The sequence below is a fragment of the Hydrogenophaga sp. genome, assembly GCF_030158645.1.
Taxonomy (GTDB): Bacteria; Pseudomonadota; Gammaproteobacteria; order Burkholderiales; family Burkholderiaceae_C; genus Hydrogenophaga.
Window position 1 is genome coordinate 24560 of sequence record NZ_JAOASO010000159.1, and the last position, 13684, is coordinate 38243.

Genomic DNA, 13684 nt, shown 5'->3' on the forward strand with positions numbered 1-13684 from the left:
CAGCGAGCGTCAGGTCTTGCGGTTCAAGGCCTGCACCGGGACGTAAAACGCGCCGCCCGCGGCCTTGAATTCGGCCGACTTCGCAGCCATGCCGTCTGCCAGGGCATCGGCCTCGCTCAATCCCTTCTGCTGTGCGTAGTCGCGCACGTCCTGCGTGATCTTCATCGAGCAGAACTTCGGCCCGCACATGCTGCAGAAGTGCGCCTCCTTGCTGCTGTCCTTGGGCAGGGTCTCGTCGTGGAATTCGCGCGCGGTGTCCGGGTCCAGGCCCAGGTTGAACTGGTCGTGCCAGCGGAACTCGAAGCGCGCCTTGCTCATGGCGTCGTCGCGTGCACGGGCGCCGGGGTGGCCTTTCGCGATGTCGGCCGCGTGGGCGGCGATCTTGTAGGCGATCAGGCCCTGCTTCACGTCGTTGCGGTCGGGCAGGCCCAGGTGTTCCTTGGGTGTCACGTAGCACAGCATGGCCGTGCCCATCCAGCCGATCATGGCCGCGCCGATGGCCGAGGCGATGTGGTCGTAGCCGGGCGCGATGTCGATGGTCAGCGGGCCCAGCGTGTAGAACGGCGCCTCGTGGCAGTGCTTGAGCTGCTCGTCCATGTTGGCCTGGATCATGTGCATGGGCACGTGGCCGGGACCTTCGATCATGGTCTGCACGTCGTGTTTCCAGGCGGTCTGCGTGAGCTCGCCCAGCGTCTTGAGTTCGGCGAACTGCGCCTCGTCGTTCGCATCCGCCGCACTGCCCGGGCGCAGGCCGTCGCCGAGCGAGAAGCTCACGTCGTACGCCTTCATGATCTCGCAGATTTCCTCAAAGTTCTCGTAGAGAAAACTCTCGCGGTGGTGCGTGATGCACCACTTGGCCATGATGGAGCCGCCGCGCGAAACGATGCCGGTGCGCCGGTTGGCGGTGAGGTGGATGTACGCCAGGCGCACGCCGGCGTGGATGGTGAAGTAGTCCACGCCCTGTTCGGCCTGCTCGATCAGCGTGTCGCGGTAGATCGCCCAGGTCAGGTCCTCGGCCACGCCGCCCACCTTCTCCAGCGCCTGGTAGATCGGCACCGTGCCGATGGGCACCGGCGAGTTGCGCACGATCCAGTCGCGCGTGGTGTGGATGTTGCGGCCGGTGGAGAGGTCCATCACGTTGTCCGCACCCCAGCGGATCGCCCACACCAGTTTGTCCACCTCCTCCTCGATGCTGGAGGTGACCGCCGAGTTGCCGATGTTGGCGTTGACCTTCACCAGGAAGTTGCGACCGATCGCCATCGGCTCGACCTCGGGGTGGTTGATGTTGGCCGGAATGATGGCGCGTCCGCGCGCCACCTCGTCGCGCACGAACTCGGGCGTGATGCGGTCTGGAATGCGTGCGCCCATGGGGTTGCCGCGCAAGCGGGTTTCGCGCGCTGCGTCACCCAGGTACTCGGCCATCCATTCCCGTTGGCCGTTTTCGCGCACAGCCACGTATTCCATTTCGGGTGTGACGATGCCGCGGCGTGCGTGGTGCATCTGCGTCACGTTCATACCGCTGCGGGCACGGCGCGGTGTGCGCTGCAGGCCAGCGGCTTGCGCGCGCAAGGCTTCGATGCGTTCGATGGTCGTGTCGTTCTGGCGGGCTTCGTTTTTCACGCCATCGTCCAGCGCCTGGCGGGTGCGGCCTGCATAGGTTTCGGTGTCGCCGCGCGCTTCGATCCACGCGCCACGCACATCGGGCAGCCCACGCGTCACGTCGATGGCGGCCGAGGGCTCCGAGTACGGGCCCGAGGTGTCGTACACCACCACGCGCTCGCCATTGGTGAGCGCGATCTCGCGCATGGGCACGCGCACGCCGGGCAGCTCGCCGTGCACGTGGAGCTTGCGGGAAGCGGGGAAGGGTTCGCGGCTGAGGGCCAGCGTCGAGGCGGGGGCGTGATCGGGTGCGTTCATGGTGGCGGTCTCCGGTTCCGGTGGATGGGCAGTGAATGCTCCGGAGGACCGCCCCAGGGACCGCGACGGCGGGTGAGCCACCGGCGCCGTGTGAACGGCGTGAGGGCCTCACCCACATGCCGCGTGGGGCATGCGCTCTTCTTTCGCCGGTACTAACCGGATCAAGTTCACGGGTTCGGCGGGAAGGCCGTCTCAGCGCCCGACCTTCTCAGATCGGTGCACCCCGGAGCAACCGTGAGTCTATGCGAACGCGTCGAGCGCGTTGTTCACCGGCGCCGGGTGCGCGATCGGCCCCGCGTGAGCGCACGCGCCAGCAGCGGCAGGCACCATCACCGAGCCGATCGGCAAGCCTGACGCGCGCCCGGGGCCATCGCCGCGGCGTGCTCCACGAAAGAAGCACCGCCCATACGATGTCGCATCGCTTCCGTGATCAGGCCTGTCGGCCGTCGACCACGGCTCCCACCTGCAACGACGTGCCACCGCGGTGGCCAGGAGACCCCCTTGAAGATTGCACTGAGCACCGCCTTCGTTTTCGCGCTGGCCGGCTGCGCCAACCTGGTTCCGACGTCAACCACCCCATCGATCCTGGTGGACCTCGACCCCGCCAGCGTTGAGCGAACCGTGATCGTCGAGAGCATTGCCGCCAACAGCGCCGGCCTGCTCCATGTGGCCGACCGGGTGTCCGGCAACGTGATGCGCATCGATCCGAAGAACCCACGCCCGGTGGTCGTCGGCAGCCTGGCCGCGCGGTCGGTCAACGGTCAAACCACGAAACCCAATCCCTCGGGCATGGCGTTCAACGCGCAGGGTGATCTGCTGATCGTCGCCTCCGCCTTCGGCGAGATCGTGCGGCTGCGCGCGGCCGAGCTCGATCCGACCCGTCCCGGTGTGGCCCAGACCTTCGCCACCGGCGCGCCCGGCGCCAACGGCATCGACTTTGACCGCCAGGGCCGTCTTTACATCAGCGGCGGGGCCAGCGGCAACATCTTCCGGGTCGGTCCGAACGGTGGTGCGGTGGAGACCGTGGCGACGCTCGAGCGCTTCACGCGCACCCTGCCGGACGGACGGACCCAGCAACCCATCGTGGCCAATGGCCTGGCCTTCGACTCCTCGGGCGTGTTGCACGTCGCCGACTCGGCGCGCGGCGCGATATGGCGCATCGCTTTGGATGTCGAGGGCCGAGCGCAGCGACCGGTGCTGTGGGTTCAGAACCCGGCGCTGGAGGGGGCCGATGGCTTGGCCTTCGACGCGCGAGGCCAGCTCTGGGTGGCGGTCAACGAACTCAACGCCCTGGTGCGCATCAGCCCCGCAGGCGGGTTGACCGAGGTGGCGCGCAATGGCGCCGCCGGTCCGCTTGAATTCCCCGCGGCGCTGGCGTTCGTGGGCGACAACGCCTACATCGCCAACTTCGACACGCCACGGCGCGTCAACCTGGACCCTGGCAGCACAACCACCGCGCGAGAAGGGATCGGCGCGTCAATCGCGCGCGTGACGCGCTGAGCAGCTCGGCGTGAAGTTGCCCGTCAAGACAATTGCGCCGAACGGTTCATTTCTGGACAGGGGCTTCGACCCGCAGATGCCCCTGCTGTGATGCGAGCGTCCGGCCCAGCAGGCTGGTGGCGGCGTACATCGCTTCGATGGTGGGCGTCGGTGTGCCGGTGATGCGGCCGAGCTCGACCACCGAGCCGACCAGCGCTTCCAGTTCCAGTGCGCGGCCGTGCTCAACGTCCTGCAGCATCGAGGTCTTGTGTGCACCCACGCCTTCGGCGCCGGCGATGCGTTGCTCCAGCGAGATCTTGAAGCGCACGCCCAGGGCCTCGGCCACCGACTGGGCCTCGGTCATCATGCGGGAAGCGAGCGCCCGGGTGGGTGGAAAGCGGCAGATGTCTTCCAGCGTGGCATGGGTCAATGCGCTGATGGGGTTGAAGCTGAGGTTGCCCCACAACTTGACCCAGAGCTCGCTGCGGATGTCCTTGGACACCGGCGCCTTGAAGCCCGCGCGCATCATCACCTCGGACAGCCCGGCGATGCGTTCGCTGCGCGAGCCGTCGAGTTCGCCCAGGGTGAACCGGTTGCCCTCGATCAACCTCACCACACCCGGCTCCACCAGCTCCGCGGCCGGGTAAACCACACTGCCGATGATGCGTTCGGGCTCGATGGCCGCGGCCAACCGACCGCCCGGATCGACACTTTCCAGGCCCATCCCCTCGTGAGCGCCGGGCAACTTGTGGAAGTACCACCACGGTATGCCGTTGATCATGGTGACGACCATGGTGTGAGGGCCGAACAGCTCGCGCAGGTCGGGCAGTAGATCACCGACCTGGTGGGCCTTCACGGTGAGCAGAACCACGTCTTGGGGCCCGGCCTCGGCCATGTGTTGCACCGCCTTGGCGGTGGGGGCGTGCTCCTCGCTGCCGTCTTCCAGGATCAGCTTGAAGCCGTTGGCGCGGATCGCCTCGAGGTTGCGATTGCGCGCGATGAAGGTCACGTCTTCGCCCGCTCGCGCCAGCTTGGCGCCCAGATAACCGCCGATAGCACCGGCGCCGACCACGGCAAATTTCATCCAGCAACTCCCCTATTCAAGTCTGTGCAATCGAACTCAGGCGGCTTCAGCCCTGGCCTCGCTGGCGCGCGCCAGATTTTTGGCAGCGCCCCACAAAGGCCAGACCAGCAAAGCGATGGCCACGAAGGTCAGCGAACCCACCAGCGGGTTGGACCAGAAGATCGCCATGCTCCCCTGGCTGAGCAACATCGATTGGCGGAAACTGGTCTCGGCCATGTCGCCCAGCACGAGTGCCAGGACCAAGGGCGCGAGGGGATATCTTAGTTTCTTGAACAGGTAACCCATCACGCCGAAAACCATCATCATCACCACGTCGAACATCGAATTGTTGACGGTGTAGGCGCCGATCGCACAGATCACGATGATCACCGGGGCGATCACCGAGAAGGGAACGCGCAAGATGGCGGCCCACCAGGGCACGGTCGTGAGCACGACGATCAGGCCGACGATGTTGCCCAGGTACATGCTGGCGATCAGTCCCCACACAAAATCTTTCTGCTCGACGAAGAGCATCGGTCCGGGCTGCAGTCCCCAGATCAGCAGACCGCCCAACAGCACGGCAGCGGTGGGCGAGCCCGGAATGCCCAGCGTGAGCATCGGCAGCAGCGCCGCCGTGCCGGCGGCATGCGCGGCGGTTTCCGGCGCGATCACGCCCTCGATGTTGCCCTTGCCAAAGCTTTCCGGGTCTTTGGAGAGGCGGCGCGCCATGCCGTAACTCATGAACGAAGCCGGCGTGGCGCCACCGGGCGTGATGCCCATCCAGCAGCCGATGGCGGTCGAGCGCAGGAAGGTTTTCCAGTGTTTGAAGATCTCGCCCCAGGTCTCCCACACCACCTTCGGACTGATCTTCGCCGTCTTGCCCTTGAACGACAAACCTTCTTCCATGGTCAGCAGGATTTCACCGATGCCGAACAGGCCGATCACCGCGATCAGGAAGTTGAAGCCCTTGAGCAGCTCGGGCATGTCGTAGGTCATGCGCAGCTGGCCCGTGACCATGTCCATGCCCACCGCTGCCAACGCGAAGCCCAGCATCATCGACACGATCGTCTTGGCGGGAGGCTCCTTGCTCATGCCGATGAAACTGCAGAAGGTGAGCAGTTGCACCGCAAAGAACTCGGCAGGCCCGAACTTCAAGGCGAATTTGGCCAGCAGCGGCGCGAGGAACGTGATCAACGCGACGGCAAAGATCGCGCCGACGAAAGAGCTCGTGAAGGCCGCCGTCAGCGCCTGCGCAGCGCGTTGCTTCTGGGCCATCGGGAAACCGTCGAAGGTGGTCGCCACCGACCAGGGCTCACCCGGGATGTTGAACAGGATCGATGTGATGGCCCCGCCAAACAGCGCACCCCAATAAATGCAGCTGAGCATGATGATCGCCGAGGTCGGGTTCATGCTGAAGGTCAGCGGCAGCAGGATCGCGATGCCGTTCGCACCGCCCAGTCCGGGGAGCACACCGATCAGGATGCCCAGGGTGATGCCGATCAGCATGTAGCCCAGGTTGGGCAAGGTCAACGCGACCGAAAAGCCGCTGGCGAGATTGGAGAGTTCTTCCATGTTGATGCTGCCTCACAAACCAAGCAAAGTTTCGATGGGGCCCTTGGGCAGCATCACAAGGAACCAGCGCTCGAAAACCACGTAGAAGAAGAGCGGAACGCCGATGGCCACCGGCAAGGTGATGGCGTAGCGGTAGCGGCCATGACGCAGCATGAAATAACCGATCAGCACCGCCGAGGAAAAGTAGATGCCGATGCCGAAGATCAGCACCACGTACAGCACCATCGGAACGAACACGGCCATCACCAGGCGCAGTTGCTCGTGTTCGGCAAAGACCTCGGTGTCCCGGCTCCAGCGGCGCAACTGGCTCACCAGGATCCAGCCGCTCGCCATGGCCAGCATGAGGCCGATGTAGAAAGGGAAGTACCCCGACTTGGGGCCGTCATCGCCCCAGTCGGTGCCGACCCGCCGGCTGTCGATGATGACCAGCAGCGACACCGCCAGCATGAACGCCGCCATCAACAACTCGGGCCAGCGCATGCCCAGACTGCCTGGGGACCCGTCTGCGCCTGATGCGCTGGACTCGCTCGGTTCGACACTCATGATCCGTCTCCCGCGCACGGCACGAGGCGGCGCACTGTTCTTCAAACACGTGGAATCGTCTGCTGTCGACGACAAGAACGCAGACGCCGGTCCGGCGCCTGCGGTGGACATCCGTCCGATGGGATCACTGGGCTAGGAAGCCGGCGTCCTTCATCAACACGCGGTGCATCTGCTCGTTTTTGCCGAGCCAGTCCACGAACTCGGCGCCACTCAATGCGGTGGTGTTGAAGGCGCCCTTGTCCATGAAGTCTTTCCACTCGGGCAACGCCCGCACCTTCTTGAACAGCTCGTTGTAGAAGGCGACCTGGTCGGGTGTGGCGCCCGGCGGCATGAAGATGCCGCGCAGCATGACGTAGTCAACCGGCAGGCCAGCGCTGGCGCACGTGGGCACGTCGGCCCAGGCCTGGGTGGTGGTCAGTTTGGTTCTGTAAGGCATGGGCGCCTTGTCGAACACGCACAGGGCGCGCAGCTTGCCCGCGCGCCAGTGCGACTCCGCCTCAATCGGGTTGTTGACCGTCGAGTTGATGTGGTTGCCCACCAGCTGCACGGCCACGTCACCACCCCCCTTGAACGGGATGTAGGTGATCTTTTTGCCAGCGGCTTTTTCGATCATCGCGGTGATGATCTGGTCTTCCTGCTTGGAGCCGGTGCCGCCCATCTTCATGCTGTTGGGCGGTGCTGCCTTGACGGCATCAAAGTAATCCTTGGCCGTCTTGTGTGGCGAGTCCGCGTTGACCCAGAGCACGAACTGGTCCAGCGCCAGCATCTGCACCGGTGTCAGGTCGCGCCAGTTGAACGGCACGCCGGTGGCCAGCGGCGTGGTGAACAGGTTGGACAAGGTGATGACGATCTTGTGCGGGTTGCCCTTGTCGCCTTTCACGTCGAGAAAGCCCTCGGCACCGGCGCCGCCCGACTTGTTGACGACGATGATCGGTTGCTTCATCAGGTTGTTTTTGGCCACCACGCCCTGGATGAAGCGCGCCATCTGGTCGGCGCCACCGCCCGTGCCGGCAGGCACCACAAATTCGACCGGTTTGGTCGGCTCCCACGCGGCCGAGGCCGGTGCTGCGGTGGCCAGGCCAGCCAGCGAGGCTGCCAGGAAAGCCCAGGGGTGCAATCTGACGCGAGACGGGATGGTGTTCATGGAGGCTCCTCGGTGTGGTGGGCTGGGCGGCACTTGCTTGGCCAGCACCTTGGAGTCTCAAAAATCCGCAGACTTTAGTAAATTGATATTTGCTGTACCTATGATTAAGTAAAAGCTTAATCAGTGCACGGCCGACCTCAACCCAACCCGAGTTTCTGCGCCAGCCCGATGCGCTGCAGCTTGCCCGTGGCGCCCTTGGGAATCTCGTCCATGAAGAGGATCTTTTTGGGCACCTTGTAGTCCGCTGCCCGTGCGCCGACGAAGGTCTGCAACTCGCGTTCCGTGGCCTGCTGGCCCTCGCGCAGCACGACCACCGCCGCCACCTCCTCGCCCAGCTTGGCATGCGGCATGCCGAAGCAGACCACCTGTGCCACACCCGGGTGGTCCATGAGAATTTCATCGACCTCGCGCGGGCTGACCTTCTCGCCACCCCGGTTGATGATTTCCTTCAAGCGGCCGGTGATGCTGATGTAGCCGTCCTCGTCCATCACCCCCTGGTCGCCGGTGCGGAACCAGCCGTTGAGAAAACCTTCGGCGTTGGCCTTGGGGTTGTTCTCGTAGCCCGCGGTCACGTTGGGGCCGCGGATCACGATCTCGCCCGTGTTCTCCAGCCCGGTGCCGCGTGGCAGCAAGGTGCCGTCCTCGGCCATGATGGCCACCTCGGGACCCGCCGCCTTGCCCACCGTGCCCGGCTTGCGCAAGGCCGGCGGCAAGGGGTTGCTGGCCATCTGGTGGGTGGCTTCGGTCATGCCGTAACTCTCGATCAGGGGTGCATGGAAAACGGCTTCCAGCTCCTTGATCACCTGGGGCGGCATCGACGACGACGACGAACGCAAGAAGCGCAGCGGGTGCCGGGCAATGATGTCTGCATTCTTCGAGGCGCGCGAAACGATGGCCTGGTGCATGGTCGGCACGGCCGTGTACCAGGTGGGGTGCGCTTCGTCCATCCAGCCGAAAAACTTCAGCGCATTGAAGCCAGGCGTGCAGTACACCTGCGAGCCCGCCGCCAGCGGCGCCAGCACGCCGGCGATCAGCCCGTGGATGTGGAACAGCGGCATGATGTTCAGCCCGCAGTCGGCGGCGGTGAACTGCAAGGTGTTGCGGATGTGGGTGGCCGAGGCCGCGAGGTTGCGCTGGGACAGCGGCACGATCTTGGGCCGCGAGGTGGTGCCCGAGGTGTGCAACACCATGGACACATCGTCGGGCTCGGCAAAACCGGGATGTGAAGCGGGCGTTTCGACCCGCGCATCGCGCGCCACCAGCGTGAAAGCGCCGGCGGGCGCGCCCTCCGGCACCACCAGGTCGATCAGGCGAACGCCGAGCTTGACGGCCACCTCGATGGCCGGCGACGCGCTGCCCTGCTCGACGATCAGCGCCTTGGCGTTCAGATCGGACAGGTAGAACTCGAATTCGTCGGCGCGGTAGGCCGGGTTGAGTGGCGCGCTGGTCACGCCACTGGCGCAGGCCATGTAGCAGGCCGCCATCTCGGGGCCGTTGTTGAGCACGATGGCCACGCGGTCGTTGCGTCCGATGCCCAGCCCATTCAGGGTGGCGAGCGTGCGCTGGATCAGCGCCCGCAGTTCGCCATGGCTGATCGGCTGGCGACCCGGGGCTGACAAAGCTGGAGACGCGTCAGCGCCGGCCGCAAGCAAATCTTTCAAAGTGGGCGTCATGGAAATCCTCGGTGTGGATGGGGTGCGAACCGCGCAGGTGGCACAGATGAAAGTGGCCGGTCCGAAGGATGTCGGACAAAAATTTGCCCTCGTAGCCCAAGGGCGACCCACTGTTCTCCAAAAAGTATGGCATCGGAAAAAATGCCCGAACCTCGGGCTTTCCCTGATGTGGTGAACTGGACTTTTCGTGGGCTCTCGCTGCGTTGCTGCGGGTGCGTCGTGCAAGATCGGCGCTTCGGCGCGCCGGCGGGGCGGGCCAGGTTCACCCAGGAGTGATCTATGAAATGGCTTCGTTTCGAGCACCAAGGCAGGGTTGGTTTCGGCACCTTGGAGGGCGACCGTGTGCACCTGCACACCGGCGACATGTTCGCCTCCCCCTCGGCCAGCGGCGAGACCCTGCCGCTGGCCGAGATGGCATGGCTGGCGCCGTGCGTGCCCGGCAAAGTCGTCGGTCTTTGGAACAACTTTCGCGCCGCTGCTGAAAAGAACGGCTGGGCGCAGCCCTCCGAGCCGCTGTACTTTTTGAAATCACCCGCCAGCGTCATCGGGCATCTGCAGCCGATTCCTGTGCCGGGGACATACGACGGTCGGGTGGTCTATGAAGGTGAGCTGGCGGTGGTGATCGGTCAAAAAACCCGCGCCGTGTCCGTTGATGACGCGCCGTCGCACATCCTGGGTTACTGCTGTGCCAACGATGTCACCGCCCTCGAACTGCTGCAGCGAGACCCCACATTTCCCCAGTGGACACGGGCCAAAAGCTTCGACGGGTTTGGCGCCATCGGCCCCTTCATCGACACGGACTTCGATCCCTCCAGCGCGCACCTGCGCACGCTGGTCGGGGGCCGTGAACGCCAGAACTACGCGCTGTCCGACATGTTCTTCAGCCCGGCCGAACTGGTCTCGCGCATCTCACACGACATGACGCTGGAGCCCGGCGATGTGATCCTGTGCGGCACCTCGCTGGGTGTGCTCCCCATGAAAGCGGGCAGCACGGTCGAGGTGGTCATCGAAGGGCTGGGCACGCTGTCCAACACCTACGGCTGAAGCAGGTAGCCTGAGTTCGCCACAGCGGCGCGCCCCTCCGAAAACCGCTGCAAGACGACTGGCTTCAGCGGTACAGCCGCTCTTGGTGCACTGCTGCGTGTTGTGCAGTGGGGCATTGCACCCGCCATGCGCAGCTGCTGCGAGCGCGCCGACTTGTCCCCATGCACTTTCGTTTCAGCAGGGGTGCGCATTCCAGGCCAATTGCAACCCACGTGCGCTCTAGATCACACCTTGAGCCAGCATGGCGTCAGCGACTTTGACAAAGCCCGCTATGTTTGCGCCGTCCACATAGCTGACCCGGCGGTCCGGCCGGTGTCCGTGCACGAGACAAGCTTCGTGGATGCCCACCATGATGGCGTGCAGACGGTCATCGACTTCGGCGCGCGGCCATGAGAGGCGCATCGCGTTCTGGCTCATCTCAAGCCCCGAGGTGGCGACACCGCCAGCGTTGCTGGCCTTGCCGGGCGCGTAGAGGACGCCCGCTTCCTCGAAACGACGCACCGCCTCCATGGTGGTCGGCATGTTGGCGCCCTCCGCCACGCAAATGACGCCGTTCCTGATGAGCGTTTCGGCATCGGTCGCATCGATTTCGTTCTGTGTTGCGCAAGGAAGTGCCAGATCCACCGGCACCGCCCAAGGACGCGCGCCGGGTTCAAACCGGCTCCCCGTGCGTGTGGCGTATTCGCTCACGCGGCCGTAGAGGTGGTTCTTGACCTCCATCAGCTCGGCCAGCTTCGCTGTTGTGAAGCCGTCCTCGTCGATCACCGTGCCGCTCGAGTCGGACACGGTGACGACCTTCGCGCCCAACGCCATGGCTTTTTCCACCGCGTATTGGGCGACATTGCCCGAGCCCGACACGCTCACGCGCAGACCGTCAAAACTGCGGCCTTTGTGCTTGAGCATTTCCTGCGCGAAGTACACCGTGCCGTAGCCAGTGGCCTCGGGTCGCCCCAGCGAACCGCCAAACGACAAGCCCTTGCCGGTGAACACGCAGTCGGATCGGTTGCTGAGCTTTTTCATCATGCCGGCCATGAAACCGACTTCGCGGCCACCCACGCCAATGTCGCCCGCCGGCACGTCGGTGTCGGCGCCGACATGGCGGAACAGTTCACTCACAAGGGCCTGGCAAAAGCGCATCACCTCGCCCGGGCTCTTGCCCTTGGGGTCGAAATCAGAGCCCCCTTTGCCGCCGCCCATGGGCAGGGTCGTCAATGCGTTCTTGAAGGTCTGCTCGAAGGCGAGGAACTTCAGGATCGAGAGGTTGACCGAGGGATGAAAACGCATGCCGCCCTTGTACGGTCCGATGGCCGAGCTGTGCTGGATGCGGTAGCCGCGGTTGACCTGCACATCGCCATGGTCGTTGACCCACGAGATGCGGAACATCACCACGCGCTCGGGCTCCACGAGCCGGTCCAGCAGACCCTGTTCGGCGTATTTGGGGTGTTTCTGGATGAAGGGCCAAAGGCTCTCCATCACCTCCGAGACGGCCTGGTGGAATTCGGCTTGACCCGGGTTGCGATGGATGACGTGTTCGAGGAACTGGTGGGCAGATGCGTATTTCATCGTGTTCTGATTTAAAACGGTGCAGGCGCTTGTTCGCAGACCGCATTGCATGAAAAAGGAATGGGTCAGATGGGTGAGCCTTCCGCTCGGGAGGGCAGCAAGCCGGCCGCCCTCCGGTCTGCGGTCACATCAAGGGGTGATCGAGCCAACGTTTCAACCTTGGTCTCCCACCCTTTCCCCAACAACACCATGCGGGTCTGCAGTCGGTCGCGCGTCTTCGGATCCACTGGCGATGCCAACCAGTGAAGCTCCTTGTTTCGAAGCTCGACGTATTCCAGTCGATGACGTCTTGCGAGGGACGCCCACAGCGCATGGGCGCTGTGAGATTGGCGGGCGCCGCTGACCAGCCAGAACCCCTGGGAAAGCGCCCACTCATACACCGCGGTGGCAATGCCTCTGCGCTGATACCCCACCGCATATTTGGAATGCGGTGCCCGGACCAATCGATCCAGCGAGCGATTGACTTCGATCAGGCGGTTGAAGACCGTGTAGCCGGCCAGACATCCCCGATCCACGTCCTCCACGTAGATGTAGTGCTCTCCATCGGCTTCGCGGTGGCGAAGAACCAGGCCTGGAAGTTGGGTCGAGATGGTGCTGGTGCCGCCTTTGAGCAGGCCCGTGCGCTCAAGGCGCGCGTGCAGCGACTTCAACTCATCGTCAACGGATGCCGCGCTCCACTGCACGTCGACGCGCAGTTCCACGGTGTGCCGCTGCTCACCAGTCCGCGCACCTCGGTGCGTAGCCGGTCGCTTGCCGAGAGCGGCTGGTCGAGGGGTGATCAAGGGCAGTGCCAGCAGGGCACACATCCATGGTTCAAACATCGCGCGCTCCCGCCCACCAACCGCTCATCAAGCTGTCGGGCTTCTGGCTGGCGCACACGCGGGCGCTCGCCTCCCAAGCCTCCATCTGAACATTCAGACCGGCAAAAACGCCGTAGCCAACCCCTGCACGGATGGTCCTGAACGTGCCCAGGCTTTCACCGGCGCGGATCGCACCGCGCGCCTCAACAGCACCGCCCGCCTTGATGCCCCAACCTGCCTCCAGGTGCATGCCGCACTGGATGTTCAGGCCAACCGAGATGCCTTCGACGGCGTGGACACTGTCGGTTGAAACCAGACTGCCACCACACACGAGACTCTTCGAGCAGGTGATGGAGCCCCGCACCGAGATGTCCTGCCCCACCGATGCCTGACCACCCAGGCGCAGGTGGCCTGCGCATTGAACATTCCACGCAGCTTGCAGGGCTGCCTTGGCGGTGATGCCACCGTTGGCTTCGATGCCCCAGCCAGCCTTGAGACGCCCGCCCGATTCCAATCGACCGTTGATTCGAACAATCCCTTCGCAGCGGATGTCGTCGCCCGACACCAGCGATTCACCGACCACGATGCTGCCACCCACATCGATGCGCCGACCCACCCGCACCACCGAATCCACGTCGATGTTGCCGCGCACCCGCAAGGAGCCTGCGAAGACGATGGTGTCGGCAAAGAGGTGATCCAGGATCAAGGTCTCATTGGTGGGGCCGAACTGGTCCAACAGCCAGCAGGCGTCGCTGACGCGACCTGCCTGCACCAGGGCGTCCAGCAGGTCCTGGTAGTTGCTCCCTTCGTGGTGGTGCCGCAGGAACCAGCGGAAACCATCGGCGCAAGGCCGCTTGGTCTTGATGAAGTCTTTGGTGAGGTCCAT

At 64.5% G+C, this 13684-nt stretch carries 13 protein-coding genes and 1 riboswitch; of the genes, 4 read left to right on the forward strand and 9 right to left on the reverse strand.

The features are described 5' to 3' along the window. Window positions 1-9: 9 nt before the first annotated feature. The gene (gene thiC / locus Q1W68_RS16845; RefSeq protein ID WP_300717139.1) at window positions 10-1917 is read right to left on the reverse strand and encodes a phosphomethylpyrimidine synthase ThiC; all 1908 of its coding nucleotides are present in this window, start codon (window positions 1915-1917) and stop codon (window positions 10-12) included. A 121-nt stretch (window positions 1918-2038) separates the two neighbouring features. After that, a riboswitch (TPP riboswitch) is annotated at window positions 2039-2153 on the reverse strand. A 265-nt stretch (window positions 2154-2418) separates the two neighbouring features. Here thiC and Q1W68_RS16850 point away from each other — a divergent pair. Continuing rightward, on the forward strand, window positions 2419-3417 hold the full coding sequence (locus tag Q1W68_RS16850) for an SMP-30/gluconolactonase/LRE family protein (RefSeq protein WP_300652203.1): 999 nt from the start codon (window positions 2419-2421) through the stop codon (window positions 3415-3417). Window positions 3418-3463: 46 nt separating this feature from the next. Here Q1W68_RS16850 and Q1W68_RS16855 read toward each other — a convergent pair whose 3' ends face one another. The 3 genes from Q1W68_RS16855 to Q1W68_RS16865 are packed head-to-tail and all read right to left on the reverse strand — an operon-like array spanning window position 3464 to window position 6574. Next, window positions 3464-4480 carry a 2-dehydropantoate 2-reductase gene (locus Q1W68_RS16855; RefSeq protein ID WP_300652201.1) on the reverse strand — a complete coding sequence of 339 codons (1017 nt, stop codon included), beginning with the start codon at window positions 4478-4480 and terminating at the stop codon, window positions 3464-3466. 36 nt (window positions 4481-4516) lie between these two features. Beyond that, the gene (locus tag Q1W68_RS16860; RefSeq protein WP_300652199.1) at window positions 4517-6031 is read right to left on the reverse strand and encodes a tripartite tricarboxylate transporter permease; all 1515 of its coding nucleotides are present in this window, start codon (window positions 6029-6031) and stop codon (window positions 4517-4519) included. Between the two features lie 12 nt (window positions 6032-6043). After that, on the reverse strand, window positions 6044-6574 hold the full coding sequence (locus Q1W68_RS16865) for a tripartite tricarboxylate transporter TctB family protein (protein WP_300652195.1): 531 nt from the start codon (window positions 6572-6574) through the stop codon (window positions 6044-6046). Here Q1W68_RS16865 and Q1W68_RS16870 point away from each other — a divergent pair. Beyond that, complete coding sequence (locus Q1W68_RS16870) at window positions 6573-6710, forward strand: hypothetical protein (protein ID WP_300652193.1); 138 nt, start codon at window positions 6573-6575, stop codon at window positions 6708-6710. The genes Q1W68_RS16865 and Q1W68_RS16870 overlap by 2 nt on opposite strands. Here Q1W68_RS16870 and Q1W68_RS16875 read toward each other — a convergent pair. Then, window positions 6699-7718, reverse strand: a complete 1020-nt coding sequence (locus tag Q1W68_RS16875; RefSeq protein ID WP_300660617.1) for a tripartite tricarboxylate transporter substrate-binding protein — start codon at window positions 7716-7718, stop codon at window positions 6699-6701. The genes Q1W68_RS16870 and Q1W68_RS16875 overlap by 12 nt on opposite strands. Window positions 7719-7855: 137 nt before the next feature. Next, window positions 7856-9391, reverse strand: a complete 1536-nt coding sequence (locus tag Q1W68_RS16880; protein WP_300660620.1) for an acyl--CoA ligase — start codon at window positions 9389-9391, stop codon at window positions 7856-7858. On the opposite strand from Q1W68_RS16880, the gene Q1W68_RS16885 reads away from it, so the two are divergent. Beyond that, complete coding sequence (locus Q1W68_RS16885; RefSeq protein ID WP_300660623.1) at window positions 9390-9566, forward strand: hypothetical protein; 177 nt, start codon at window positions 9390-9392, stop codon at window positions 9564-9566. The genes Q1W68_RS16880 and Q1W68_RS16885 overlap by 2 nt on opposite strands. 104 nt (window positions 9567-9670) lie before the next feature. Then, window positions 9671-10435: a fumarylacetoacetate hydrolase family protein gene (locus tag Q1W68_RS16890; protein ID WP_300654640.1), complete on the forward strand. Its 765-nt coding sequence runs from the start codon at window positions 9671-9673 to the stop codon at window positions 10433-10435. A gap of 219 nt (window positions 10436-10654) precedes the next feature. On the opposite strand, the gene gdhA is transcribed toward Q1W68_RS16890, so the two are convergent. From gdhA to Q1W68_RS16905, 3 genes are all read right to left on the reverse strand, one after another. After that, the gene (gene gdhA, locus Q1W68_RS16895; protein WP_300654637.1) at window positions 10655-11998 is read right to left on the reverse strand and encodes an NADP-specific glutamate dehydrogenase; all 1344 of its coding nucleotides are present in this window, start codon (window positions 11996-11998) and stop codon (window positions 10655-10657) included. A 65-nt stretch (window positions 11999-12063) separates the two neighbouring features. Next, window positions 12064-12699 carry an N-acetyltransferase gene (locus tag Q1W68_RS16900; protein WP_300654635.1) on the reverse strand — a complete coding sequence of 212 codons (636 nt, stop codon included), beginning with the start codon at window positions 12697-12699 and terminating at the stop codon, window positions 12064-12066. 112 nt (window positions 12700-12811) lie between these two features. Then, on the reverse strand, window positions 12812-13684 hold the full coding sequence (locus tag Q1W68_RS16905; RefSeq protein ID WP_300654632.1) for a hypothetical protein: 873 nt from the start codon (window positions 13682-13684) through the stop codon (window positions 12812-12814).

What these genes read in the sequence shown, in the direction of transcription:
- thiC (WP_300717139.1), bottom strand. Translation starts at nt 1,917, where the DNA reads ATGAACGCACCCGATCACGCCCCCGCCTCGACGCTGGCCCTCAGCCGC.
- Q1W68_RS16855 (WP_300652201.1), bottom strand. Translation starts at nt 4,480, where the DNA reads ATGAAATTTGCCGTGGTCGGCGCCGGTGCTATCGGCGGTTATCTGGGC.
- Q1W68_RS16860 (WP_300652199.1), bottom strand. Translation starts at nt 6,031, where the DNA reads ATGGAAGAACTCTCCAATCTCGCCAGCGGCTTTTCGGTCGCGTTGACC.
- Q1W68_RS16870 (WP_300652193.1), top strand. Translation starts at nt 6,573, where the DNA reads ATGATCCGTCTCCCGCGCACGGCACGAGGCGGCGCACTGTTCTTCAAA.
- Q1W68_RS16865 (WP_300652195.1), bottom strand. Translation starts at nt 6,574, where the DNA reads ATGAGTGTCGAACCGAGCGAGTCCAGCGCATCAGGCGCAGACGGGTCC.
- Q1W68_RS16875 (WP_300660617.1), bottom strand. Translation starts at nt 7,718, where the DNA reads ATGAACACCATCCCGTCTCGCGTCAGATTGCACCCCTGGGCTTTCCTG.
- Q1W68_RS16885 (WP_300660623.1), top strand. Translation starts at nt 9,390, where the DNA reads ATGGAAATCCTCGGTGTGGATGGGGTGCGAACCGCGCAGGTGGCACAG.
- Q1W68_RS16880 (WP_300660620.1), bottom strand. Translation starts at nt 9,391, where the DNA reads ATGACGCCCACTTTGAAAGATTTGCTTGCGGCCGGCGCTGACGCGTCT.
- Q1W68_RS16890 (WP_300654640.1), top strand. Translation starts at nt 9,671, where the DNA reads ATGAAATGGCTTCGTTTCGAGCACCAAGGCAGGGTTGGTTTCGGCACC.
- gdhA (WP_300654637.1), bottom strand. Translation starts at nt 11,998, where the DNA reads ATGAAATACGCATCTGCCCACCAGTTCCTCGAACACGTCATCCATCGC.
- Q1W68_RS16905 (WP_300654632.1), bottom strand. Translation starts at nt 13,684, where the DNA reads ATGGACCTCACCAAAGACTTCATCAAGACCAAGCGGCCTTGCGCCGAT.